20 protein-coding genes and 2 tRNA genes are annotated in these 25,486 nt (G+C 64.9%); 8 read left to right on the top strand and 14 right to left on the bottom strand.

What is annotated here, in order from left to right; genetic code table 11:
* Nucleotides 1-33: 33 nt before the first annotated feature.
* Nucleotides 34-501 (bottom strand): Lrp/AsnC family transcriptional regulator, encoded by a 468-nt coding sequence (locus tag Y88_RS09425; RefSeq protein ID WP_026167029.1) that lies wholly within the window; start codon nt 499-501, stop codon nt 34-36.
* A 322-nt stretch (nt 502-823) separates the two neighbouring features.
* Here Y88_RS09425 and Y88_RS09420 point away from each other — a divergent pair, with 322 nt between their 5' ends.
* The 5 genes from Y88_RS09420 (at nt 824) to Y88_RS09400 (ending at nt 6,498) form a co-directional block, all read left to right on the top strand.
* A complete protein-coding gene (locus Y88_RS09420) occupies nt 824-2,689 on the top strand; it encodes a sensor histidine kinase (protein ID WP_008068111.1) in 1,866 nt (621 codons plus the stop codon).
* Nucleotides 2,690-2,730: 41 nt separating this feature from the next.
* Nucleotides 2,731-3,744: a polysaccharide deacetylase family protein gene (locus Y88_RS09415; RefSeq protein ID WP_008068109.1), complete on the top strand. Its 1,014-nt coding sequence runs from the start codon at nt 2,731-2,733 to the stop codon at nt 3,742-3,744.
* A gap of 73 nt (nt 3,745-3,817) precedes the next feature.
* Nucleotides 3,818-3,893, top strand: a tRNA-Ile gene (locus tag Y88_RS09410).
* Nucleotides 3,894-4,026: 133 nt separating this feature from the next.
* Nucleotides 4,027-5,322 (top strand): O-acetylhomoserine aminocarboxypropyltransferase/cysteine synthase family protein, encoded by a 1,296-nt coding sequence (locus Y88_RS09405; RefSeq protein ID WP_008068107.1) that lies wholly within the window; start codon nt 4,027-4,029, stop codon nt 5,320-5,322.
* A gap of 108 nt (nt 5,323-5,430) precedes the next feature.
* Nucleotides 5,431-6,498: an ArsO family NAD(P)H-dependent flavin-containing monooxygenase gene (locus Y88_RS09400; RefSeq protein ID WP_026167028.1), complete on the top strand. Its 1,068-nt coding sequence runs from the start codon at nt 5,431-5,433 to the stop codon at nt 6,496-6,498.
* Here the strand turns inward: Y88_RS09400 and Y88_RS09395 are convergent.
* Nucleotides 6,493-7,524 (bottom strand): helix-turn-helix domain-containing protein, encoded by a 1,032-nt coding sequence (locus Y88_RS09395; protein ID WP_232280997.1) that lies wholly within the window; start codon nt 7,522-7,524, stop codon nt 6,493-6,495. The two genes, Y88_RS09400 and Y88_RS09395, sit on opposite strands and share 6 nt — an antisense overlap.
* Nucleotides 7,525-7,688: 164 nt before the next feature.
* Between Y88_RS09395 and Y88_RS09390 the strand changes: the two genes are divergently transcribed.
* A complete protein-coding gene (locus Y88_RS09390) occupies nt 7,689-8,528 on the top strand; it encodes an oxidoreductase (RefSeq protein WP_008068100.1) in 840 nt (279 codons plus the stop codon).
* A gap of 231 nt (nt 8,529-8,759) precedes the next feature.
* Nucleotides 8,760-9,221: a cache domain-containing protein gene (locus tag Y88_RS09385; RefSeq protein ID WP_008068096.1), complete on the top strand. Its 462-nt coding sequence runs from the start codon at nt 8,760-8,762 to the stop codon at nt 9,219-9,221.
* 45 nt (nt 9,222-9,266) lie between these two features.
* Here Y88_RS09385 and Y88_RS09380 read toward each other — a convergent pair whose 3' ends face one another.
* The 11 genes from Y88_RS09380 to Y88_RS09330 all read right to left on the bottom strand — a co-directional run bounded on the left by Y88_RS09380 (nt 9,267) and on the right by Y88_RS09330 (nt 23,935).
* The gene (locus Y88_RS09380; protein ID WP_008068093.1) at nt 9,267-11,561 is read right to left on the bottom strand and encodes an acetamidase/formamidase family protein; all 2,295 of its coding nucleotides are present in this window, start codon (nt 11,559-11,561) and stop codon (nt 9,267-9,269) included.
* 108 nt (nt 11,562-11,669) lie between these two features.
* A complete protein-coding gene (locus tag Y88_RS09375; protein ID WP_008068092.1) occupies nt 11,670-12,575 on the bottom strand; it encodes a ribokinase in 906 nt (301 codons plus the stop codon).
* Nucleotides 12,572-13,714, bottom strand: a complete 1,143-nt coding sequence (locus Y88_RS09370; RefSeq protein ID WP_232280996.1) for an MFS transporter — start codon at nt 13,712-13,714, stop codon at nt 12,572-12,574. Before Y88_RS09370 ends, Y88_RS09375 begins: the two co-directional genes overlap by 4 nt.
* A gap of 260 nt (nt 13,715-13,974) precedes the next feature.
* On the bottom strand, nt 13,975-14,343 hold the full coding sequence (locus Y88_RS09365) for a hypothetical protein (protein WP_018075979.1): 369 nt from the start codon (nt 14,341-14,343) through the stop codon (nt 13,975-13,977).
* Between the two features lie 196 nt (nt 14,344-14,539).
* Nucleotides 14,540-16,876, bottom strand: a complete 2,337-nt coding sequence (locus tag Y88_RS09360; RefSeq protein ID WP_232280995.1) for a TonB-dependent receptor — start codon at nt 16,874-16,876, stop codon at nt 14,540-14,542.
* A gap of 203 nt (nt 16,877-17,079) precedes the next feature.
* Entirely contained in the window at nt 17,080-17,895 is an 816-nt protein-coding gene (locus tag Y88_RS09355) for a TauD/TfdA dioxygenase family protein (RefSeq protein ID WP_008068086.1), read from the bottom strand.
* A 56-nt stretch (nt 17,896-17,951) separates the two neighbouring features.
* Nucleotides 17,952-19,331: an amidohydrolase family protein gene (locus Y88_RS09350; protein WP_008068084.1), complete on the bottom strand. Its 1,380-nt coding sequence runs from the start codon at nt 19,329-19,331 to the stop codon at nt 17,952-17,954.
* Between the two features lie 13 nt (nt 19,332-19,344).
* Nucleotides 19,345-20,613 carry an MFS transporter gene (locus tag Y88_RS09345; RefSeq protein ID WP_008068082.1) on the bottom strand — a complete coding sequence of 423 codons (1,269 nt, stop codon included), beginning with the start codon at nt 20,611-20,613 and terminating at the stop codon, nt 19,345-19,347.
* A 16-nt stretch (nt 20,614-20,629) separates the two neighbouring features.
* Nucleotides 20,630-22,051 (bottom strand): amidohydrolase family protein, encoded by a 1,422-nt coding sequence (locus tag Y88_RS09340; protein ID WP_008068079.1) that lies wholly within the window; start codon nt 22,049-22,051, stop codon nt 20,630-20,632.
* Nucleotides 22,052-22,137: 86 nt separating this feature from the next.
* Nucleotides 22,138-22,788 carry an isochorismatase family cysteine hydrolase gene (locus tag Y88_RS09335; RefSeq protein ID WP_008068077.1) on the bottom strand — a complete coding sequence of 217 codons (651 nt, stop codon included), beginning with the start codon at nt 22,786-22,788 and terminating at the stop codon, nt 22,138-22,140.
* Nucleotides 22,781-23,935, bottom strand: a complete 1,155-nt coding sequence (locus tag Y88_RS09330; RefSeq protein WP_018075977.1) for an LLM class flavin-dependent oxidoreductase — start codon at nt 23,933-23,935, stop codon at nt 22,781-22,783. Before Y88_RS09330 ends, Y88_RS09335 begins: the two co-directional genes overlap by 8 nt.
* A gap of 321 nt (nt 23,936-24,256) precedes the next feature.
* Between Y88_RS09330 and Y88_RS09325 the strand changes: the two genes are divergently transcribed.
* A tRNA-Pro gene (locus Y88_RS09325) sits at nt 24,257-24,333 on the top strand.
* Between the two features lie 30 nt (nt 24,334-24,363).
* On the opposite strand, the gene Y88_RS09320 is transcribed toward Y88_RS09325, so the two are convergent.
* A complete protein-coding gene (locus tag Y88_RS09320) occupies nt 24,364-25,356 on the bottom strand; it encodes a LacI family DNA-binding transcriptional regulator (protein WP_008068071.1) in 993 nt (330 codons plus the stop codon).
* Nucleotides 25,357-25,486: the final 130 nt, after the last annotated feature.

The following is a 25,486-nucleotide window of genomic DNA, read 5'->3' as shown; positions in this document are numbered from 1 at the left end:
GGGAATTACGATGTTCCGAAAATTACCGGGCCATCATTCCTCCAGCGGAACGCCCGGCACCTGCTTGGCAGTGCGAATCGTCAGCGAAGTCTTGACACTGGCGACGTTGGGCGCCGGGGTCAGCTTGCTGGTCAGGAATTCCTGAAAGCTCTGCAAATCGCGCGACACGATCTTGAGGATGAAATCGATCTCGCCGTTGAGCATGTGGCATTCGCGCACTTCGGGAAGACCGCGCATGTGGTCCTCGAACTGGCGCAGCGATTCCTCGGCCTGGCTCTTGAGGCTGACAAGCGCGAAAACGGTGATGGAGAAGCCGAGCTTCGCCGCATCGAGATCGGCGTGATAGCCGCGGATCACCCCTTCGTCTTCGAGCGCACGCACGCGACGCAGGCACGGGGGCGCCGTCAGTCCCACGCGCTGGGCGAGTTCGACGTTCGTCACCCGACCTTCAGCCTGCAATTCGGCCAGCAGCCGACGATCAATCGCATCCAGTGTCGCCATGGTCCTCGTTGCCATCACGTCAAAAAAAATCAGAATCTGCACAGAGAGGTCCGAGTGGCCCGCACCCGGCAACATTTTGCCGCAGAATCCTGTCCCGCTATAATTTTATTGTCTCTTACCGCAATCGTCCCACATTGCAACGCAGTCAACGTAGCCCTTTTCGCGCGTGCACATTTTGTTAGTGTTTACCGGGGCAAGGCGGCCGGCCGGGACCGTTCACCAGTCGTTTCATCCTTGCCCTTAACAATCGGGGCCGGGTGCCGACCACAGGGACGCAACCGGATCGATCGCGCAGCAACACACCACGGGAGCGGAGCCACAGATGATCGTCGATGACCGCCTCGAAACCGTGCTGCGAACGCACGCCGCGGGGCGGACCGGTCTCAACACCCAGTTCCGGCAGCTTGCCGATCTGCTCGGGCGTACCCCGACAGCGGCATGGACGACGACTCACGACCGCGCGCTTGCCCGGCTCGACGATATCCACAACGAATTGGGCGACGCGGCAGCAGCGGTCCTGCTCGGCCTTGCCACGCTGCGCTCGCCCCGCCTGATTGCCCACTTCGCCGGCAAGGGACAGCGCAGCGGCATCGCCGCGATCAACCGCGCCCGGCTCGACGATGAAACCTGGCTGAACCTCATTCCTCAATTGCCGATCCAGGCGCGCGGCGTGCTGCGCCACCGCCGCGACCTCGGGGCACCCGTCGTCGACCTCTTGCAGAAACTGGGCATCGACGATTTCGTCCTGCCGGTCCCTTCCGCCGAATCCGCGACGGAAAGCATGGCCCAAGCCCCGGTCGAAACCCCGGCTGAAGCCGTCATCGAAACGCCAGCCCCGGTCGCAACCATCGCCCAGCCGCCTGTTCAGGCCGAGATCGAAAAGCCAGAACCCGAAACGCCCCCGACCAAAGGCGGCGTGCTCATCACCCTGCCCCGCGACACCGAGCGCCGGATCGAACCGGCCGCCCCGCGCGAAGGCATCGGCGCCATCGTCCGCCGGATCGAGGCCTTTCGCCGCACCCGCGACACCGACGACCGTGTCGACGAAGAGAACGATGACGACGAGCAGGCCAGCCTGCCCCTTGGCGAAACCGGCCGCCCCCGCGATCCGGTCGCGACCGAAGTCGACATCTCGATCGATGCGAGCGGTTCGATCGTCGGCGTCGGCGCGGGCACCGTCGATCCCGCCATGCTGGTCGGACACACGCCGTTCGTGCCGCCTTCGCCGGCGGCGACCGCCTCGGTCGATGCGTCCAGCCTTGCCGCTTTTCGCGCCCGCCTGCCGATCGTGTGCGGGTTGATGACGCTCGACGGCGCAGCAAAGATCGCCGGGGTCTGGCGCATCGATGCCGCCCCGATTTTCGGCGAGGACGGTGGCCAGTTCCAGGGCTATCGCGCTCGTCTGCGTCGCCCCCCGGCGGCCCGACGGTCGCAACCGGCACCGCGCGTCGAACCCTCGTCCGACATGCTGCAACAGATGCTGCATGAACTGCGCACGCCGATCAACGCGATCCAGGGCTTTGCCGAACTGATCCAGCAACAGCTGTTCGGCCCCACCCCGCACCAGTATCGCAGCCTTGCCGCCTCGATCGCGGCGGACGCGGCGCGCATGCTGGCCGGGTTCGAGGATGTCGAGCGGCTGGTCCGACTCGAAACCGGGCGCGCCACAATGGAAACCGGCGAAACCGATCTCGCCGCGATGCTCGACCGTCTCGCAGGGCAGATCGAACCGCTGACCGCGCCGCGCGAGATCCGCCTGCGCTGGTCGATCCCGCCCGAGGCCGTCATGGTCCCGTTGGCGTCCGAGGAGATCGAGCGAACCCTGTGGCGTCTGGTCTCGACTCTGATCGGCTCTGCGGCACCGGGCGAACGCATGACGTTCGCGCTGTCCCCCACGCCGTCGGGAACCGCCGCACAGCTCCTGATGACGCTCCCCTCCGCGCTAGCGATGCGGGACGAGGCTTCGCTGTTTGCGTCCGAACCGGCGCGCGGAGGCATCGTCCCGGGGGCAGCCATGCTCGGCCCCGGCTTTGCCCTGCGGCTTTGCGCCACCGAATTGCGCGCGGCGGGCGGCTGCCTCGAACGCGCCACACCCGACCCGGCCCGTGGACAGGGGACATCCCCTGCGCTTTCCATGACAGTGCCTCTGGCCGCCATCACACTTGACCGGAGCGCCGCCGCTTCCTAGCCCGCAAATGTAACCGCGTTGTCGGTTGAAGGGGACGATTTTTGGCTGGAAACAACGGCTGCCGGGATATTCGCGATATCCCGGGGCCCGAGGACTTCGTTCAATTTGCACCGGGCTTTGGCCCGCGTTTCCTGGTGACGGTCGACACCGAGGAAGAATTCGACTGGGAAAAGCCGTTCGACCGTTTCGGCCATGGCCTGTCCCACGTTCCCGGCCTCGGCCGTTTCCAGCAGTTTTGCGAAAACGCGGGGATCTGCCCCACCTATCTGGTCGATTACCCGGTGGCCTGCGACCCGCGCGTCGTCGACGTGGTAGGACGCGCCGTCAGTGAAGGACGGGCCGATGTCGGCATTCAGCTTCACCCCTGGGTCAGCCCGCCGCACGACGAAGACATCAACGCCGTCAACAGCTATGCCGGAAACCTCCCCGCCGACCTCGAACGCGCGAAGTTCGAAGGCCTGTCGCGCACGATCGAGACGGCATTCGGGACAAAGCCGCGCATCTATCGCGCGGGACGCTATGGCGTGGGCCCGAGCACGGCACAGATCCTGGCTGACGGTGACATTGCCATCGACACGTCGATCCGCGCCCGGTTCGACTATTCGGATCAGGGCGGACCGAATTTCCGCACGCATCCCGTCCGGCCATGGTGGATCGACCGCGCGCGCGGCCTGATGGAATTGCCGTTGACGACGGTGTTCTGCGGCGCGCTACGCGCCCATGGCGACTGGCTCTATCCCGCGATGTGGCGCATTCCCCGCCTGCGCGGCGTGCTCGCACGGATGGGCTTGCTCGAACGCGTGCCGCTGACGCCCGAAGGGGTGAACCGGATCGAAGCCCTGCGCGCCATCGACAGCGCGCTTGCCGATGGGCTGCCGATCCTGGTCTTCTCGTTCCACAGCCCCTCGCTCAGCCCCGGGCACACGCCCTATGTCCGCGATGCGCAAGCCCTTGACCGGCTTTATGAATGGTGGAGCACCGTCTTCACCTATTTGCGTCAGCAAGGCGTGGTCCCGACGACTATCGAGGAAATCGTCACGGCGGCCGGGCGCTGAATTCCATCGAAAAACAGATCGCGCAGTCGGCTTGCCAAGTATCGAAGTCGGCACTAGGTCCGAATGCGCGTGGGGGCCCGTAGCTCAGCGGTTAGAGCTGGCCGCTCATAACGGCTAGGTCGCGGGTTCAAATCCTGCCGGGCCTACCACGCGACCTTTCCCTTTCGCGGAAAGTCGATGTCAGCGGGCCACCAATGGCTTCTTGCAATTCTCAATCACAACGATAGACAAACGGCGATCCCCCCGAGGCGGACGGGTAAGCCGTCAGTGAGAGGAACAGCAATGACCGATCTTGCCAATGCGCGTCCCGAGACGCTTGCCCTTCATGCCGGCTGGCGCGCCGATCCCTCGACCGGCTCGGTCGCGGTGCCGATCCACCAGACGACTTCGTACCAGTTCCACGACACCACCCATGCGGCCAATCTCTTTGGCCTGAAGGAACTGGGCAATATCTATACCCGCCTCGGCAATCCCACGACCGACGTTCTGGAAAAGCGCATTGCCGCGCTCGAAGGCGGCGTGGCGGCCCTTGCCGTCGCATCCGGGCAGGCGGCATCGACTTATGCCGTGCTCAATCTCGCGCGCGCAGGCGACAACATCGTTTCCTCGACCGACCTCTATGGCGGCACCTGGAACCTGTTTGCCAATACGCTCAAGGATCTGGGCATCGAGGTCCGCTTCGTCGACCCGTCCGACCCGGAAGCGTTCCGTCGCGCGACCGACGAGCGCACCCGCGCCTATTATGCCGAAGCCCTGCCCAATCCCAAACTGGTCGCTTTTCCCATCGCGGAAGTCGCCGCCATCGGGCGCGAATACGGCATTCCGCTGATCGTCGACAACACCGCCGCACCGCTGCTGGTGCGCCCATTCGATCATGGCGCAGCGATCGTCGTCTATTCCAGCACCAAGTACATCGGCGGCCACGGCACCTCGATCGGCGGGCTCATCGTCGATAGCGGCAATTTCGACTGGGAAGCCTTCCCCGAACGCCAGCCGCTGCTCAACACGCCCGACCCCAGCTATCACGGCGCCGTCTGGGCCCGCGACATCAAGCCGCTGGGGCCGATCGCCTACATCATCCGCGCCCGCGTGATCCTGTTGCGCGACATGGGCGCAGCGCTGTCCCCGTTCAATGCGTTCCAATTGATCCAGGGGCTCGAGACTCTGCCGCTGCGGATCGAGCGCCACTGCGAAAACGCCGTCAAGGTCGCCGCTTTCCTCGCCGCCCATCCCAAAGTCAGCGCGGTGATCCACCCCTCGCTCGCGAGCGGGCGTGCCAAGGATCTCGCCGACATCTATCTCAAGCGCGGGACCGGCGGCCTTGTCGGTTTCGAACTGGCGGGCGGACTGGAAGCGGGACAGCGGTTCATCAACGCGCTCGCGCTGTTCTATCACGTTGCCAATATCGGTGACGCGCGCAGCCTTGCCATTCACCCGGCCTCGACCACCCATTCGCAGCTGTCGGCCGAGGAACAGGCCGCCACCGGGGTCACCCCCGGCTATGTGCGCCTGTCGATCGGGATCGAGCATATCGACGACATCCTCGCCGATCTGGCTCAGGCACTCGACGCGGCCTGATCCTTTCACCGTTCCACCCTGCCTGGCCGCCGACGAACACCACGTCGGCGGTCTTTTATCTTGTGCAGGATCAAGGCCGATATGCAGGCCCAGGCTTATGAAACAGGCATGACCGATCCCCAGTTTCATGACGTGATCATCATCGGCGGCGGCCAGATGGGACTGTCGCTCGGGTATTACCTGCGCCGGGCGAGCGTCGATTTTGCCATCCTCGACGCAGAGCCCGGTCCGGGCGGCTCTTGGCGCCACGGCTGGGATTCCCTGCGCCTGTTTTCGCCTGCGGGATACAGCTCGCTTCCCGGATGGCCGATGCCGCCCCCGGTTCACCCCGGTTATCCGACGCGCAACGACGTTCTCGATTATCTCGGCCGGTACGAGGCGCGCTATGCCCTGCCGGTCCAGCGTCCGGTCCGGGTCGATGCCGTCGAGCGCAACGCCGACCGCCTCGACATCCTGTCCGGCCAGGGGCGCTTTTCCGCACGGGTTGTCGTCAGTGCAACCGGGACATGGTCGCACCCCTATATCCCGGACATCGAAGGCCGCGACCTGTTCCAAGGCGCCCAGATCCATTCGGCCCACTATGTCGCCCCCGATCCCTTCGCCGGACAGACCGTACTGGTCGTCGGCGGCGGCAACAGCGGGGCCCAGATCGTCGCAGAACTGGCGCCGATGGCCCATGTCCTGTGGGTCACGACGCATGACCCGCAATTCCTGCCCGACGATGTCGATGGCCACGTCCTGTTCGAACGGGCGGTCGCGCGGATGAAAGGTCCGCCCGGCGATACGCCGGTGGGCGGCATCGGCGATATCGTCATGGTCCCTTCCGTCCGCGAAGCGCGGGCACGCGGGGATCTGGGATCGGTTCACCCCTTCACGCGGATGACCGCCTCCGGGGTTGTCTGGGCCGACGGCTCGGACATGGCGGTCGATGCGGTGATCTGGTGCACCGGCTTTCGCCCCGCACTCGATCACCTCTCCGGGCTCGATGTCGTCGAAAGTGACGGCAAGGTCCGCCTTGAAGGGCAACAGTCCATCAAGGAGCCACGTCTGTGGCTGGCCGGGTATGGCGACTGGACCGGACCGGGCTCGGCCACCCTGATGGGCGCTGCCCGCACGGCCCGCGATCTGGCCGCCGGTTTGCAGAAGCAATTGTCCGCCCCGGCGCCATCGTCATGACGGCGAGCGAGGCTCACCTGCACCCTGCCCCAATCCCTGCCTGCGCCATGCGCGCGGGGAAAGGCCGAAGCGCTCGTTGAACGAACGGCTGAAATGGGCCGCGTCGTTGAAACCCCAGCGGAACGCGATTTCGGAAATCGACAGTTGCGCGTGCAGCGGGCTGACCAGATCGGCGCGGCAGCGTTCGAGACGACGCGCCTTGAGCGTGGCCGCAAAGTTCAGATCCTGCCCGGCGAACAAGCGCCGCAGATAGCGCGGCGAAATCCCCGCATCGGCGGCAAGCCCGGCAAGCGACAAGTCGGGATCGCCCAGCAGGACTTCCATGCGTTGCAGAATGCGCTGAAGCAAGGCCGCCCGCGCCCCTTCGCCCCCGCCCCGCGCCTGCGGCCCACCGGCTTCGGCGATCAACGCGGCGAGAAATTCGACGAGCGCGGTATCGACCGGACCAAAACCGGCCGGAGCGAGATCCGCAAGGGGCGCTTCGAGTGCCCGCGCCGCGCCTGCCAGCAATCCATACGCGACCGTCGCCAGCACCCCTTCGCCCGGAATGACCAGCAAGGGCGACTGGTTCTGAGCCAGAAGACGCGGGGCGATGACGAAACGCGGGACATTCACGAACAGCATGACATGGCGCCCGTCGAGAACCAGCCGGGCCGGATTGCGCGTGATCCCGCAAAGGATCATGCCCGGACGCACGCCGGTATCGACGCCTTCGCCCTGCAACAGCCCCTGCCCTTCGATCAGGACGCCGATCCACAACCCCTCGCCGGCATCGCTCGACTGTCCCGCGATGGTCTGCCCGTCGGCGGCAATGCGGGCAAATTGCAGCCCCATGGGTGATACCGCGACCGTGATCGTGCCATCGACCGGCCCCGGTCCATGCGGACTGACTTCGGGTAGGCGCAGGCGGCGCATCGCCTCGCCCCACGCGGCGCAGCGTTGATCGGGCGGCAAATCGCGCGTGGCAAAGCGCCAGACGTCGTCGCCAACGGCCTCCGCACCGGCCCGCTCGGTTCCCTCATCCATGCTGGTCATCCTGCCGATGGTCTAGGCCGGAAACTCCGTTCACGCGACATCCTCCTTGCCCCGGTGCGGCCTCAGCCAGATTTCCCGGCGCCTGCCGACAAGATAGGGTTCGCCCGCCACGCCACGTTCGCGACGGCACGACAGACCAAGGACGGAAAGCTGCAATGCGTACATGGTTCATCACCGGCATCTCGGGCGGCCTCGGCCAAAGCCTCGCACAGGCGGCACTCGCACAAGGCGACCGGGTCGTGGGGACCAGCCGCAGCGCCGAAGCTGCCGCCCGGTTTTCCGCACTCGATCCCGAGCAGGCACTGGGTCTCGCCGTCGACTTGCGCGACGAAGCGGCCATTGCCGCCGCCGTGGCGCAGGCCGAAAAGTGGAGCGGCGGGATCGACGTTCTGGTCAACAATGCCGGGTACGGCATGACCGGGGCGATCGAGGAAACGAGCGCGCAGGCGGTCGAAGCGCTGTTCGCGATCAATCTTTTCGCCCCGCTCGCGCTCCTGCGCGCCGCTCTGCCCGCCATGCGCGCACGGCATGCAGGCCATGTGATCTTCATCACCTCGGTCAGCGGCCTTGCCCCCTGGGCGGGGACCGGGATCTACGGCGCCAGCAAGTTCGCGCTCGAATGCATCGGCCGGACGCTTGCGCAGGAAGTCGCCCCGCTTGGCCTGCGCGTCACCAATGTCGCGCCCGGAGGACTGCGCACCGCCTTTGCCGGAGCCGGCCTTGCCGATGCGGGAGAGACGATCCCGGACTATGCCGCAACCGCGCATCAGGCCCGCGCCATCCTGACCGCCAAGGCGGGCGATGAACCCAACGATCCCGACAAGGCGGCGCAGGCCATTCTCAAGGTCGTATCGATGGCGCAACCGCCGCGCGTGCTCCTGCTCGGCGCCGATGCGCTGCATTATGCTGCGGACGAACTTTCCACCCTTGCTGCCGATTTCGCACGCGCCCGCGAAATCACCCTTTCTGTCGGGATTGACGGGGAATCACAGTAAGTCAAAGAGATGGGGCAAGTCCCGGCAGGGCAAACACCCCCTTGGACCAAGGCAAAACGCCAAGTGTCTCACATCTGGGAGTTCATTGTTGATCTACTTCTAAGACAAACTACGGATTCGCGGCTAGGAACGCAAAATCAAAGGGTTGCATAGACGAACAGTACCAAAGTCCGACGGCGGAGGTTCTGCGGCTGCGTTACCCTGACGCCACCATTATAGGAGAGGCAGTCCATGTTTTCGCTCCCCCGTCTTCTGCTCGCCGGTGCTTGCGCCTTGTCGCTCCAGACAGCCGCCTATGCCGCTCCCCACGCCGGTTCGGCGCAGGCCGAAGCGATGCTCGACAAGGCCGTGACCGAGCTCAAGGTTGCCGGTCCCGCCAAGGCCTTTGCCGAATTCAACAATCCCCACGGCGGCTTCAACAACCGCGAACTCTATGTCTTCGTGTTCTCGGCCAAGGGCGTCTACGAAGCCTCGGGCGCCGAACCCAAGCTGGTCGGCACCAATGCGATCGACATGACCGATGCCGAAGGAAAGCCGCTGGTTCGCGAAATGATCGACCTCGCCAAGACCAAGGGTCGCGGCATGATCGAATACGTGTGGCTCAACCGTGCGGACAACCGCGTCGAGCACAAGCGTTCGCTGGTCCAGCAGGTCGGCGATCACGTAGTCGGCGTCGGCTATTACGCAGGATAATCGCGATGCGGGAACGGATGGCCATGCCGCCCGTTCCCGCCGCGCTCAACTTGTAAACAAGGCCTTGCGGATCACCGCATGGACGCCCCAGTTGCCGTTCGCGACCTGACTGACACCGAAATCGACGCCGACGGACAATAGCGAAATCGCCTCGTCCTCGGTCAGGTTGCGCAACGTCATCAGGAACCGCCGCGCCTTGCGGAAACAGTCGCGCATGGCCGGGTCGAGCGAGGGGTTCTTGTAGACGTCCGACTGGGCCGTGCCCCCAAGTTCCTTCAGATAATCACCATGGGCGAACCCCAGGATGACCCATTCGTCCGGCGTCTCGATCATCGGATAATCGAGTTCGCGAATGAACGGGCTCGATGTCTTGGCCCGGTGCAGGATTACCTGGATATGCGCGGTCATCGAACATTCGATGGCGGTGCCACACAGTTCGCTGTCCCCTTGCGAGGCATGGGGATCGCCGATGGACAGGAGCGCGCCGGGCACCTGCACGGGCAGGAACACTTTCGCGCCCGGCCCCAATCGCCAGTTGTCGATATTGCCGCCGAAATTGCCGGGCGGAACCGAATCGACCAGTTCGCTGTGCGCAGGCGCCACCGCGACCAGTCCGAAATGGGGCCGGACCGGAATTTCGACATCGCGCAGGACATCGAAATTCTTCTCGATGGTTTCGGGATCGACCGGAACGCCGGGATAGTCATAGCGTTCGTGGACAATGCCCGAGGGATCGGTCTGCGGCGTCCAGCGATAGTTGTAGACCGCATGGGCGACCGTGCGCCGCCCCGGCTCGGTTTCGACCTCATAGATCGTCACCACTTCGCGATGGCGCGGTTCGGTCAGGTATTCGGAATAGTGAAAGCCCCAATAGGCCGCCGCATTGCTGCCGAACGAACGCCCGACAAAGCGCGGATTGGCGCTCGGGCGCGGCCGAATGTCCAAAAAGCGGACTTCGATCACATCGCCCGGCTGCGCATCCTCGATATGGATCGGGCCGGTGCAGATGTGGACGCCAAAGCCCTCGCCCGGCCCACGCCCCAGCGCCGAGGCATCGATCGGCCCAGCCCCGCGCCGCTCCACCGCCTTGCCCTCGGCGGTCCAGCGAAACACGCTTTCCGCGCCCGCATCCCCTTCGATCATGCGTTCGGCATCGTCGTTGGCATGATGGGTCAGCGTCTCGATCGTCACGAAATCGCCCGACCGCACTTCGAGCGCCGGGCGCAGGTTGCGGCTGAAAAAGCCCCAGTGGATCGTGTCGGGACGCGCGGGCAGATAATGGTGGCGCACTTCGACCGGCGGCGGGGACAGATCCTCGGCACCGGGCGGCGTCGTCAGGTTTTCCGCTTCGCTCGATCGCGCCTCGCGCGCGTGGGCGGGACGACCGCGCCGGGGCAATTCGACCGGTGCCTCGCGATCGGGAGCCTTGCGATATTCGCGCGGCGACACCCCGTAACGATCACGGAAAGCGCGGCTGAACGTCGCGCTGTCGTTGAAGCCCCACTGGAACAGGATTTCCGAGATCGTCCGCTGGGCATAGAGCGGGCTGCCGAGGTCGAGCCGACAGCGTTCGAGCCGCCGCAGTTTCACATACTGGCTGAAACTCTCGCCATGCGTCTCGAACAGCTTTTGCAGATAGCGCGAGGAAATCCCGTGCTCGCTCGCGATCTGGTGAATGTTGAGGTCGGGATCGGACAGGCGCATCTCGATCGACTGGAACACCCGTTCGAGCAAGGCCGCCCGGCCACCCGCCGCGCCCCCCAGCGACTTGGCCGGCGCCGTGTCGCGCAAAGTCGCGGCAATGAATTCGGGCAAGGCGACTTCGACCAACCGCAACTGGTCCTCGGTAATGTCCAGCATGGTGTCGGCGACCGACCGCAAAAGTCCGGCGATCATCCGCGCTGCCGTCATGTCCGCACCGATGACCCCGATGGTTTCGGGCATCGGCGTGCGCGATTTGAGCAGGGGATGGGCCTGCGGCACGCGCACGATCAACAGGCGATGGTCCGAAGGCATCTCGAACACCGTGCGCCGGGTTCCGCCAAAGACGATGTCGCCCTCGCCCGCCTCCAGCACGGTTTCCTCGCACCGCGCGGTCATCCGACCTTCGAGCGGGATCGCCAGCCAGAAGAACGGCTGCCCGAGTGCACCGTCGATGGCCAGCGACTGGGCCATGCCGATAATCCGGCAGAACCGGATTTCCTGCGTCGTCGTCAGGCTGACCAGTTCGCCGTAAACATCCTCGCCGGTCGCGACGAGTTCGAACTGCGCGCGTTGCAGGGCAAAGCGCCATTCGTCTCGCCGCTGTTCGCGCGGATAGGCATTGGTCGTGAAACGCACGGCTGATCCTGATTCCCGATGAGCCCCTTGGCGACCGGGCCGGGGCATTATGTCAAAGCCGCAGGGCCGGTGGAAAGAGGGCCGAGCGTCCTTGTTAGAGCAATCCCGCTAGGCCAGCTGCGCGAGCACTTGCGCACGCAGGGGCATGGCATCGGCAGCGCCCGGCCGCTGGACGGCAAGGCCCGCTGCGGCAACCGCCGTGCGCAAGGCCGCTTCCAGATCCTGCCCTTCGGCAAGAGCGGCGGCGAGAACGCCGCAGAAACAATCCCCCGCGCCCACGGTATCGACCACCGGGACCACTTGGGCTGGAACGTGCAGCACGGCTTCGCCGACCAGAGCGACGACACCGTCCGCCCCCAGTGTCACGACCGTCGCCATGGCACCCTTGCGCGGCAAACGCGCGGCGAGCGCAGCGGCCTCGTCCACGCCTGCGGGAACCCTGCCTCCGGCAAAGACGGCCAGTTCGGTCTCGTTGACGATGAGAATGTCGGGCAAGGCAACAAGGCGCGTCGCTTCGGCCAGAGCCGGTGCGGCATTGAGCAGTGACAACCATCCCGCCCGTCGCGCGGCAAGGAGGAACCGTTCGACTTCATCGACCGGCAATTCGAACTGGGCCAGCGCGACCGGGCGCGGTCCGCCGCCGACCGGCGCAAGGTCGGGCGCCTGTGCCTGCGCATTGGCCCCGGCCACGACGATAATCTGGTTTTCGCCTTCCGCGTCGATCGCGATCAGGGCAAGGCCCGAGGGCCCCTCGACCCGCGCGAGCCGTCCGGTCGCGATCCCTTCCCGATCGAGAAAGGCGGCAAGCGATCGGCCGTGATCATCCTTCCCCAAGGCTCCCGCCAATTCGCAAGGTGCCCCGAACCGTGCCGCCGCGACCGCCTGATTGGCGCCCTTTCCGCCCGGGACATGGGCAAGGCTGCTTGCCGCGAGCGTTTCCCCCGGCAAAGGCAGGCGCGGCACGCGGGCCACCACATCCATATTGGCACTGCCGAAAACCAGAACGTGGCTCACTCTTGCGCCTCCGCACGCGGCAGCATTGCGAAAAGCCCCATGGCCCCGGTCAGCACGACTGCCGTCACGCCACTGGCCATCGCATAGGACCCGCGCGCGTCAAAGCTCATATCCATGAGGAAAGGCGCCAGCCCCTGAACAAGGATGACGACGCCGTAAAGTGCCCCGGTGATCGTGCCGAAGTGGCGCAACCCGAAAAAGCGCGAGATGAAATAGGGAAGCGCGGCATATTCAGCCCCCATGCCGATGCCGAGCATGGTCCCGGCAGCAAAACGGGACAGCCCTCCTTCGCCAAATTGCAGCAGCAGCAGCCCGACGATTGCCAGCGCATACATCGGCGTCATGATCCGGGGCGAGCGCCAGCGATCGATGATGAGCCCGGCAACGACCTGCCATCCGGCCGTGACCAGTGCGAACAGGGCAACGATGCCCGTCGCCTCGCCCAGCCCCACGCCGCGATCGGTGAGGATCGGGACGACATGAGTAAAGACCGCCGTCATCGCCCCGCCCCCGGCCGCCGCGCCGAGAAGGAGCAGCCAGAACCGCGACGTCCGTGCCGCCTCTCCCAGCGTGAGCCCTTCCATCAGCGCATCGCCATGCGCTCCGCTGCCGCGCGGCGCATCGCGCAGGAAAGCAAACAGGACCGGAAACCCCAGCCCCGCGACAACCACGGCAATGCCGAGATAGGCCCCACGCCAGCCGACCGTTCCCAGAAGAACCCCGGCAAGGATCGGCATGACCGTTGCGCCGACGCCGTTACCCACCCCCGCCGTCACCCCGAGCATCAGCCCGCGCCGTTCGTCAAACCAGTCGGCCACCGCCTTGCAGAACATCGCCGTCGACGGGAATGCCCCGGCCACACCGACCAGCGCAAAGAGACCATAGAAAATGGGCACGCTCGGCCGCGACAGGGCAAGGGCCGCAACCGAAGCGGCAAAGACGAGATTGCCGAGGATCAGCATGGTTCGCGCGCCGAGCCGATCCATCGCCCGCCCCACCCAGGGATAGACCACGGCACTGATCAGCGAAATCAGCCCGAGCACGCCCGACACTTGCGCGCGGGGCCAATGAAAGTCCTGCGCGATCGGCACCAGCAGCACGCCGATCGTCGCGCTGATCGCGGGGGTGATCCCCAACATGTTGCCGACTGTCGCGGCCAGCGCGACACCCCCGGCCCCCGATCGTTCTCGGGGCCGGACGGCAAGACTCTCGAGGCAGGCTGTGCTCATAGACCGGATTGAAACGCAGCTTGCCCCGTGTGTGAAGGCCGCACGAACACCCCGCCCCCTCCCGCCAAATTTGGCGGCGCCCCGGGTCAAGTTTGCAAGGCGAGAGGGAGTGCCCCCACCTTGGTCAATCCAAGGGTGAGCGGGGCGTCCGAGATGGTGGTTAGCGGACGTTACGCCCTATGCCTGTGGGCGTCATCCACAGCTCTGTCCAACAACAGTCGACGTCGCCCTTGTCCGATCCGCTTTCGAAATTCCTCAAGCGACTCAATCTGAATATCAGTGGGGGGTCCGCCAACAACGCGAGTTCGTTTAAAGTGCAAGCGCGGCAACTCAAAATGGATGATGGTGTCGCCGTCGATCAGCACCGAGATCTCGTCCCCGGAGTCCTCCGGAGTATCACATAGGATGTAGAAAACCGATCCCCCCGGACGGATTGAATCGACTACACCTAATAAATCACGGGCCAGGGCTTTTTGCGGCGCCGCTCGCGTAAACCGGATGGCGTCGACATCGTATCGATCGGTCAGCCGCTTCGGCACATCCTACTCCTTCCGCCATCTACTATGAATGCAACTACTTATGTCTGCAACTGGGGCGCAACCTGCCGCTCGAATTTGTCCACGCGCCGTAGAGGGCGTCTGGAAGGCTTCCCACTTTTGAGCGACGAACCCCATCAAAAAAGGCGCGACGGGGTGTCCCGCCGCGCCTTTTCTGCGACCGACCGAAGGGTCGAGATCAGAACTTCATTTTGACCGTGCCGAAGACCTGGCGCGGCGGGATATATTCGACACTGGTCGTGCCCGAGCCATAGGGGTCCGCAAACTTGTTGCTGACGCCCAGAGTGTCGGTCACGTTGGTGGCCGTAAACGAGAACGTGAACATCGAATTGTTCGGCTTGTACTCGATATAGAGATTGCCGAGCGTGTAAGAGGGAATCGTATCGTACTGCGCGACATTGAAAATGCGGCTATTGAACTTGCCCCGATAGACCACTTCGCCCCTGAACGTAAGCTGACCGGGGCCAAGATCGGTAGTATAGGTCGCCGCGATATTGCCCTGAACGCCCGGCAGCTTGGGGATCTTGTGCCCATTGGTGTTCTGCGCGGCAGCCTCGACGGCGGCGATCACGCGCGAATCGTAATACCAGGCCGCCGGATAGCCGAGCGAGGCATATGTCGTCGCGCGTACATCCTGCGCCGTCTGGCGGTCGATGGCGTAATAGTCGCCCTTGAACTTGCCGTCGGCGAGCGCGAGCGTCCCGTCGAATTTCAGGTGCCGGGTCGCGGCCCACATGCCTTCGAATTCAAGGCCGTAGATTTCCGCCTTGGGGATATTGGCCGTGCCGCCGCCATAGGGAATGGGATCTTCGGCAGTGAACTGGTAATCATCGTACCAGTAGTAATAGCCCGCAACGTTCAGCCGCAGTTTCTTGCCGAAGAAGTCGTTCTTTGTCCCGATTTCCGCCGCCCAGACGGTTTCCTTCTTGTAGGCGCTCTTCACCCACAGCGAGTCCGCAGCAAAGGTCACGCCGGTCGGTTTGTATCCCTTGGACCCGGTCACATAGACCATGTGCGAAGGATCGATCTGGTACTGCACGCTGACTTTGCCGGTTACCGCCGCGCTTTCGGTGGCGCGCGGGGGAACGACCGCAAAATACTGCACCGGTTGTGCCGTCACGCGGTCCCAGTTGTACCGGGCACCCGCAATCAGGTCGAGCTTTGGCGTCGCGTGCCAGATGCCCTGACCATATCCGGCCCATGTCGTGTGCTGATAGGGGCTGTTGGTCTGGAAGTTGGTCGCCTGTCCGTTCGACGGATCGGTCGCGAAACCGTTGCTCGAATATTCGAGAATGTCCTGCAAGGCATTCTGCCGCAGCCAGAACGCCCCGACGACCCATTCAAAATGCTTGTTGGGCGTCGATGCGAACGACAGCTCTTCGGAATACGTGCTGCTGTAGTCGCGCCAGCGAACGAGATTGTCGTAATAGTTGGCATAGGCGTAGCGGTCGTTGTCGCCGGTCTGGTTCTTGTCCAGATACTGATAGGCAGAGACCGACTTGGCGATGACCTTGTCCGCGATGGTCTTGCTGACCGTCAGATAGGCCATGCGGGTCTTGGTCTTGTAAAGCCCGCCGTAATCCTGCGTCACCGCGCGCGGATCGGGATTGGGATCGGAAATGTAGGTCAGGCTTCCGCCAAGCGGATCGGTGCTGCACAAGGTGCACTTCTGCAAGGCGGCATGGCGCCAGGCGTCGAACGACTGCCCCGACAGTTCCACGCTGAAATCCGGTTCGGGTTGCCACAGCAAGGTGACATGCGCGCCCAGATCGTCGGCATCGTCGAGGCCGAACTTGCTGTATCCCGGCACTTGCGTCGCATAGCCGTAACCGTCGTGGCGCAAGTATTGCACCGTGCCGCGAATGGCGAGGTTCTGCGCCAGAGGCACGTTGAGCGTGCCTTCGGTGCGGACGTAGTTGTAATTGCCGTAACTGACGCTCGCTTCGCCGGTATAGCGATCGAACACCGGCTTGCGCGTGATCACATTGATCGCACCGCCGGTCGATGTCTGGCCGAACACGGTGCCCTGCGGCCCGCGCAGGACTTCGACGTGGTCGACGTCGAGCAGGTCCTGGTTGAGAGCGACGACATGGGCGATATAGACCCCGTCGATGTGGAACGCGACGCCGGGCTGGGAATTGGGATTCTGCGCGGTTTCATAGCCGATCCCGCGAATGGCGATGACACGTTCGTTGCCTTCGCTTTTCGACACGGTGAGGCCAGGCACGAAACCGTTGAGGTCGGCGACGTCGACCACATTGCGTTCGCGCAAGGCGTCGGCGCTGATCGCGCTGATGGCGAGCGGCGCGGATTGCAGATTGACCGCGCGCTTTTCGCCGACGACGACGATGTCCGCGATCTGTTCGCCGCTACCGGCGACAGGTTCGGGTGCGGGCGCAGGCGGCGCCGGATCGGCGGCCCACGCCATCTGGGGCACGGCCAGCGCAAGAAGCGAGGCCGACGCGAGTACCGCCGACATGGGAACGGTCGGCTTGGTTACAGACCGAGAGCGCATGGTTTCCCCCCTTTTTTATGGACGACAGAATCTTGTCTGCCTTTTTCCCAGACAGCCCGCGCGACCGGCGGCTGCTCTCCCGTCATCGTTCCCCGCGCCTGCCCGACGCGGGCCTTTCGTGTTGTTGCCACAATCGCCGGTTTGCCTGCCGCGTTCTTGGCCGTCCACGCCCTAGAACTTGATCGCGCAGCGCCCCCTGCCGTTCACACCGGTTTGTCGCCCAGAATCTGGACGCGGAAACCCGAACGGCGCTGCGGGAAATAGTCCCAGATCGCCGAATGCTGCGCACAGCGATTGTCCCAGAACGCGATCGAATGCGGTTGCCAGCGAAAGCGGCACTGGAACTGGGGATGCTGCACATGTTCGTAGAGATAGGAAAGGATCGACCGGCTTTCGATATCCGGCACGCCTTCGATCCGGGTGGTGAAACCGCGATTGACGAAAATCGCCTTGCGCCCGGTTTCGGGGTGAGTGCGAATGACCGGATGCGAATTGCGCGGCAACTTCATCCCTTCGGGCGTGATCCCGCCGAACCCGAGCACCGCGTCATGCACGGCAGTCAGTCCGTCGAGATAGGCCTTCATCCGGTCCGACAGCGCGTCATAGGCCGCATACATGTTGGAAAAGACGGTATCGCCACCGACCGGGGGAATGGTGTGCAGGTAAAGGATCGACCCCAACGGCGGCGCATCGTCGCAGCTCATGTCCGAATGCCAGTCCTCGCCCGCGACGAACGTGCTGTTCTCGTCGGCATGGATGATCGTCACTTCGGGCACGCCGGGCACTTGCCAGGGCGCGGTGCTGGGCGCGATATGGACGCCGCCGAAATAGCGGGCGAGACGAATGTGATCGTCGTGGCCGACCGGCTGATCCCGGAAAAAGATCACGAGATGTTCGGCAAAGGCGCGCTTGATCTCGGCAATCTGCGTCTCGTCGAGCGGGCGGGTCAGGTCCACCCCTGACACTTCCGCCCCGATCACGGGCGTGACCGGCGCAACGGTGATCGACTGGTACGGCATGGCGAAAGGCTCCGTTGGAAAAGGCCGGCACGGACAAGTGCCGAAAAACAGGATGATCAGGACATCGGCCAGGGGCTCTTGAGCGGCAGGCCGACCCGCTCGACGATACCCGGCGCCATGGCGCGGGCTTGCGCGAACAGGCGATCCTGATCGATCGTCAGGCAACGACCGCCACCCACGACCTGCCTGCCCGCGACCCAAACGGAATCGACCATTCGCCCGTCGCCCGACCACACCAGATGGCGCGGAGGGTGCCACAGCGGGACCATTTCCGGCCGGTCGGTATCGATCAGCACCACGTCGGCCTGATAACCGACGGCCAGCGCCCCGACTTGCCCGCCCAAACCCGCCGCCCGCGTACCGCCCAGCGTCAGCATCTCGAGCACCTGCTCGGCCGTGATCAGCGCGGGCGAGCGGCGCGCATCGCGCAGGAGCCCGGCCATCATCATGCCCTGTTGCCACATGTCGTGACGGTCGCCGCCATCGGTGCCGAGCAGGAGATTGACCCCGCCCGCGACCATTTCGGCATGAAGTCCACATGGCCCCGCACCATAGCCGCCGCGCATCGCGGCACCGGGACAGAACACCACGTTGGTGCCCGTCCGCGCCAGCGCATCGAGTTCGTCACGGTCGACATGGACCATGTGCACCAGCGAAAGATGATCGCCCAGCACACCGATCCGGTCGAGCCATTCGACCGGGCTGCACCCGTAAGTGGCGCGATAGAATTCCGGGTCCGCCGGGTCCGGGCTCATATGCGCGGCAAGACCGAGCCCGCGTTCGCGCGCCATCGCGCTCGCCGCCTGCCACAACTCGGGCGTATTGGTAGAATGCCCGACCAGCAGCGGCCATGCGCGCAGCAGTCCCTCATTCCCGGCATGGCGATCAAGGTCCGCCGCGATCGTCGCAATCGCCTTGTCGGTCAGCGCGCCCTGATCGGCGGCGGGATCGAACGCGCGATCCATGATCCAGCGGCCCATGCGCCCGCGTATGCCCATCGGCGCGATCGCGTCCCACACTGCATCGGGTTCGAGCAGCGTTCCCCCTTCGATGAAGGTGGTCGTCCCGCTCGTCAGCATGGCAACGACTGCCAATTGCGCGGCGAGCGCCTGTTCTTCGGCGCTGTGCGCTTCGTAAAGCGGGATGACCCAGCCGAACAGGCCCTCGGCAAAGTCGAGATCTTCGGGAATGAAGCCCCGGATCAGCGTTTCGGTCAGATGGACGTGCCCGTTGACGAGCCCCGGCGTGACCAGCTTGCCCCGCGCATCGATCCGCGTCCGGGCTGTGACCACCGCTTCGACTTCGGCACTGGGGCCAACCGCGACGATACGGTCGCCCGCCATGGCGAGAGCCCCGTCGGCAAGGATCCGCCGCGTCGCGTCCATCGTCACCAGACAGGCGCCGGTGATCAGGGTATCGGCGGCGATCCGCGTCATCGTTATCCCCGTTTCAGGCCGCGATGGCAGGGCTGTCGGTGACAACCGACGAACGCGGACGCCGCACCAGCGCGAGCAGAATCACGATGCCGACGCAGCCCAGCGCGGAAAGGTCGAAAATCGGCGCGAACGTCCCGGTCGCATCGCGCAGGCGCCCGCCCACGCTCGGCCCCAGTGCCGCCGCCGTCGCCACCCAGGTCATCACCGCATAAAGTTCGAGCAGCAGCGCGTCGTTGAACCACCCGCGCAGCATTTCGACCACCGCGACCTTGCACACGCCGACCCCGCACCCGAAGGCAACGACAAAGCCCAGCACCGTCGCCACTCCGGTCGGCAGCGTCAGGATGACCATGCTCGCCGCCAGCGCGAGCAGCGACACGATCGTCAGGAACCGCGCGGGCAGTTTCTGGCCCGCAGCCCCGCCCAAAGCCGAGGCGATCGCCGCGACCGCCGCTGCCCCGCTCATCGCCCCGGTTGCGAGGCCCTGCGTCACGCCCCGTTCCATCAAATGCTGAAACACGAAGCTGTGAAAGATCGTGTCGACGGCAAGGCATGTCGTATAGGCCCCGGCCAAAACCCAGAACTGCAAGGGCATGTGCCGGAACAAGTCCCGCAGGGGCACCCGCGCGACCGCTGTTCCGGCCGCTTCCGCCCCGGCCCGGCGCGCTGCATGAGCGGCATTGCCCGCAGCGATCGCGGCAAAGGCACCGACAGCGATCGAGGCAGCCACCCAGAGCAGCCAATAGCTGCGCCAGCCGCCCGTCAGCTGATGCACGGTATAGAACATCAACGGGCCGCAGACCGCCCCCACATTCCCGACCGCGAAATAGATCCCGATCGCCAGCGACTGCCGCGCGCCGAACACCGATCCCAGAACGTCGACCGCCGGAATCGGCCCTACCAGACAGAACCCGACGCCGAGCGCGAACGCCCCGGCGTAATAGACCGACGCACTGCCCGCGACCGCCATCGCGGCAAAGGACAGCGCCAGCACCAGCGCGCCCAGTGCCAGCGTTGTCCGCACCCCCAGCCAGCGGATACCAAGCGCAGGCAAGGGACTTGCCCCGCCACAGGCAAGGCCGAGCAAGGCGAACCCGAGCCCGGCCTGGCTCCAGTTCATGTCGAGGTCCTTGACCATCGAAGGCAGCACCTGCCCCAGCGAATTGAACGTCCCGGCCATCAGCAGGAAGAACATCAGGCTCAGCGCGACGAGAGCCGTCCATGCCCCGCGCTGAAGCGGAGCTGAAGGCGGGACTGCGGTATCGGCAGGTGAACTCATCATGTTTCCTTCGGCTCGATCACAGTACCGGCCAGACCTGCGGCACCGGCAAGCCGCTGCGCGCGATCAATCCGGGCGCCGCCGCCTCGACTTCGGCGAACAGACGCTTTTCATCGATTGTCGTCATGCAATAGGTATCAACGACACGGCGTCCGGCAACCCATACGCTGTGGACACCGCGCCCGTCGGCCGACCAGACCAACTGGTTGACGACATTGAGCAAGGGCACCCATTCAGGCCGGTCGCGGTCGTGGGCAACGAAATCCGCCTTGTATCCGGGCGCAATCGCGCCGGTCACGCCTGCCAGCCCGGCCGCGGCCGCCCCTTTGAGCGTCAGGGATTCGAGCACCTCGTGGGCCGGAAAAAGGGTGCCGTCGCGACGCGCATCCTTGAAGAGCCCCGCCATGACATAGCCCGCACGCATGATGTCGGCGGCATTGCCGTTGTTGTTGCCGTCGGTACCAAGACCGATACGCACGCCTGCCGCCTGCATTTCGGGGAACAGTCCGACCGCGCTTGCCCCATAGCCGCCTTTCATCGCGGTCATCGGGCAATGGGTGACGCCGGTGCCGGTCTCGGCCAGAATCGCGACTTCCTCTGCATCGAGATGGATCGCGTGGGTCAGCGAAACGGTCGGCCCCAAGACGCCGAGCGCAGCAAGATGGGCAATGGGGCGCTTGCCGGTCGTCGCCAGAAAGAAGTCCGCGTCGGCAGGATCGGGGCTCATGTGTGCGCTGATCCCGCCGCCGTGCTCGCGAGCAAGGTCGGCCGCCGCCTGCCACAACGCATCGGTCGCGGTGTTGTGCCCGACCAGAGAGGCCCATCCGGTCAAGAGCGCATTGCCGCGAACCGGATAGCGTTCGAATTGCGCGGCAAGCTTGGCCACGGCGACATCGGTCAGCCTGGCCTGATCCTCGTCGGGGGCAAAGGCGCGGTCCTGAACCCATTGGCCGAGCCGCCCGCGAATGCCGATCGCCGACAGGGCCTCAACCACGCCGTCGAGATCGAGAATCGTTCCCGCTTCCACGAACGAGGTCGTGCCGGTGCGCAACATCTCGACCGCGCAGAGCGAGGCGGCAAGGCGCTCGTCATCAGGCGTCTGCGCCAGATAAGTGGGGATCAGCCAGTCAAAGACATTGGCGCGCCAGCCCGCATCGTCGGGCACTTGCCCGCGCGTGATCGGCTCGCCGGTGATATGCACATGACCATTGGCAAAACCGGGTGTCAGAACCCAGCGCGACCCGTCGATCGTCTCGCGCCCGCGCCATGCCGCCCGGATTTCCGCACTCGGCCCGACCGCTACGATCGTGTCGCCCCGAACCGCCAGAGCCCCGTCACGAAACACGCGCCGCCGGTCATCCATGGTGACGATCCAGCCACCGTGGATGACAAGATCGACTTCTTGCGGGCCTTGTCCCGCTGCGCTCCCGTGCTTGTCCATGACGGCACGATGCCCGTCACCCCGCCCGGCATCTTGTCATGGCGCGCACAAAGAATTGGTATCGCAAAAGATCGACCGAGGAGACCTCAGGCCTTGTCCCAGGCGGCCACCACATCGGCAGTGCGAGTCAACAGCGCGCAATGGAGGCTCATCGCCTTGAGCGCGGCATAGTGCAGGTCGTCGCCATAAGCGGTGCAGGCGTCGGAAACGACGAAAGCGTGGAAATTGTGGTGGAACGCGTCGCGCGTGGTCGAATCGACGCAGCAATCGGTGCTGATCCCCGCGATCACCAGCGTGTCGATGCCCCGCGCGCGCAACTGCGCGTCGAGATCGGTGCCATGGAAGCTTGAATAGGCGAGCTTTTCGATCTCGATATCGCCCGGCTCCGGGGTCACCCGGTAATAGGCCTCACCCCCGCTGCCGATGCGGCAAATCGCTTCGCCGCCGGGAGTACCGCGTCGCGCCATCCATGTGCGCAAGGCATCGGAATCGGTTTCAGGCCGGGTCATCACGCGCATGAAACCGACCGTCACCCCGGCCTTGCGCGCCGCCGCGATCATCTCCTCGATCCGGTCGACGACCACTTCGGCCTCGGTCATGTCAACGCCGTAACCGCCCAGAACGCCCCTGGCCGACGCGAAATCGACCTGAATATCGACGACGATCAGCGCCGTGCGCGAGGGCGCGAGATAATCGGCAAGATCGGCGACATGCGGCAGGCTGTCGACATCAGGCATCGACCGCCTCCGCCCCGCTCGCGATCCGCCCCGGAAAGCGCGCGCGCAGGACCGGCAGCACTTCGGCCGCAAAGATGGGCATGGCCGAGAGATATTCGTCAAAAATCAGCATCAGCCCATTGAGCTCACCGCTTTCGAACAACTCGCACAGCTTTGCGGTCACGGTCGCAGGGGTCCCATAGACATGGGGCGACATGAAGCCCGAGCGGGCTTTGCGCGTGAAGTCGTTTTCCTTGCCGATCTCGCTGTCGAGGAAGCCATAGGCGCGCATCATTCCATAGAGCGCGCCTTCATCGAGCCCCTCGGCATAGTGGCGGCATTTCGCTTCCGCCTCGGCATCGGTTTCGCCCAGCACGACGGTCATCATGCAATAGGCGCGGATCGATCGGCCGCATTCGTCGGCCATGGCCTTGGCCCGGCGGCTCGCGGCGGCCAGTTCCCCGGGCGTGGTGCCCGAAAGGAACAAGGCGTCGAGTTCCTGCGAGGTAAAACGGATCCCCGGCGGCGACGAACCTGCGCAGACGAGGAAGGGCCGCTTTTCGGGCTTGGGATTGGACATGCAATCCTCAAGCTGGAAATAAGTGCCGTGTTGCGTCACGCCGTCCTCGCGCCAGAGCGCCTTGACCGCCTGCAACCATTCGGTCGCCAGTACATAGCGCTGGTCATGGTCGACATCATCGCGCCATGCGCCCATCTGGTCGAACTCGCCGCGATAGGACCCTGTGACGACATTGAGCCCGGCTCGCCCGTGGCTGATCTGATCAAGCGTCGCGAACATCTTGGCGACCACCGCCGGGTTCTGCAGCAGGGTGTGAACCGTGCCCCAGACTTTCACCCGGCTGGTCGCCTGGGCAAGCGCAGCCATCAGCATCGGGGAATCGAGGGAGGAATTCCAGTGCGCGGTCTCGCCCCCGAACCCGCGATACTTGGCCATGGCCATGATGAAATCGAAGCCCAGTTCTTCGGCGAGCTTCGCCACGGCGAGATTGTAGTCGTACGATCCGTCGAGCCGGGGCGAATTTTTGGAAATGATCCAGCCGCCGTTCGCCATCGGCATGAAAATGCCGAGATCGAGCGCCCCCTTGTCAGAGGGCAATCCGAATGTCTCGATCGGAGCAGGGGCGGGCTGGGCAGCAGCTTGGCTCATCGACGGCAATCTCCACACAGGCCCGGTTCCAGGAACCGGCCATGACACAGGACGATGACGCGCAGCCCGGACAAAGTCACCCCGCGACAGGCACGCCATCCCCGATGGACATGGAGACTAGGCGCCCCTTCGCCGACAATCTTGACCGCAAACGTCCTCGCTCTTGTCGCGCGTCGTGCCGCGCGGGTCTTGTCCGGAACGACCACAAGCCTTGCCTGCCCTGCCCCGCCCCGCCTCCACCCCCGCGCCCCGCAGTTCCTGTTCGCCTTTGGAAGTTTTAACCTTGCCCCACCGGCCCGCTATGTCCTAGGGCACGCCCAACGGGGAGTAGCGCAGTCTGGTAGCGCATCTGCTTTGGGAGCAGAGGGTCGCAGGTTCGAATCCTGTCTCCCCGACCATCCGATCCACCTTCGATCCCAAAGGATCGATCAGGCCTCTTGCCGATGAAGGCTCGATCCGCGCGCGACGAGCGTGCCCGAAAGGACGACCTTGCGTGACGGGATCGCGGCATCGTCGAGCCGGTCGAAGAGCATGGTCATGGCCGTGCGCCCGATCGCCTCGACCGGTTGCTCAATGACCGACAGGCCGCCTGCGACCAGATCCATCCAGCCTTCGCGATCGAAACCGACCACCGCGACATCGTCGGGCACCTTGAGCCCGAGTGCGGCAAGAGCGCGCAGGACGGCCATGAGCATGACGCCGTTGCTGGCAAGGAGCGCATCGGGACGGTCCTCGGCCTGCATCAGGGCGGCGACGCAGCGTTCGGCTTCCCCGGGACCATGGGGCACCGCGACGACTTGCGTGCGCATGGCAAGACGCTCGGCGGCGTTCTCGAAACCGGCGCGGCGTTCGCGCCCCGTGCTGCTGGCAGCCCCGAACAGCCCGGCGACATGGCGGCAGCCACGCTCGTGCAGATGTTCGACCAGCCGCGCGGCCATGGCCGGATTGTCGAGCACGACACTGTCATGCACCATGCCCTCGCCCGCGCGGTCGATCAGGACGACGGGGAAATCGGTCTCCATTCGCGCCACTTTGTCGAGCCCTGCGCGCGTTGGCGCCAGGATCATGCCCGTCACCCGTTCCTCCTGCATCAGTTGCAGGTACATCGCCTCGCGCGCGGGATCTTCGTCGGTGTTGCACAGGATGACCCGCAATCCCCGTTCATAGGCGATGTCCTCCACCACGCGGGAGACGGCGGTGAAGAAGGGATTGCGGATGTCGGCCACGATCAGGCCGATGGTGTTGGTATGCCGCGACCGCAGCCGCCGGGCGGCAAGATTGGGGCGATAGCCGGTCGAACGCACTGCCGCCATGACGCGCTCGTGCATCGCGGGATCGACCGCGCGCCCCGACAGGACCCGCGACACCGTGGCCGGGGAGACATTGGCGACTCGCGCCACATCCTTGATTCCGACGGTCATGGGGAAACGTTCTCTCCTCGCCCGGTCAATTTTATGCCTCTTCTCAAGCGGAAATGCCGGATCGCCGAACCACTTGGCAAGGGCCACTTGACAAATTTTCGAGAAAACGTTTTCTCATGAGTGAGGCGAC

Origin of the sequence: Novosphingobium nitrogenifigens DSM 19370 (assembly GCF_000192575.1) — a bacterium.
Classification (GTDB): domain Bacteria; phylum Pseudomonadota; class Alphaproteobacteria; order Sphingomonadales; family Sphingomonadaceae; genus Novosphingobium; species Novosphingobium nitrogenifigens.
The sequence above is the reverse complement of the archived record's forward strand: the minus strand, read 5'-3'. Positions and strand labels throughout refer to the sequence as shown.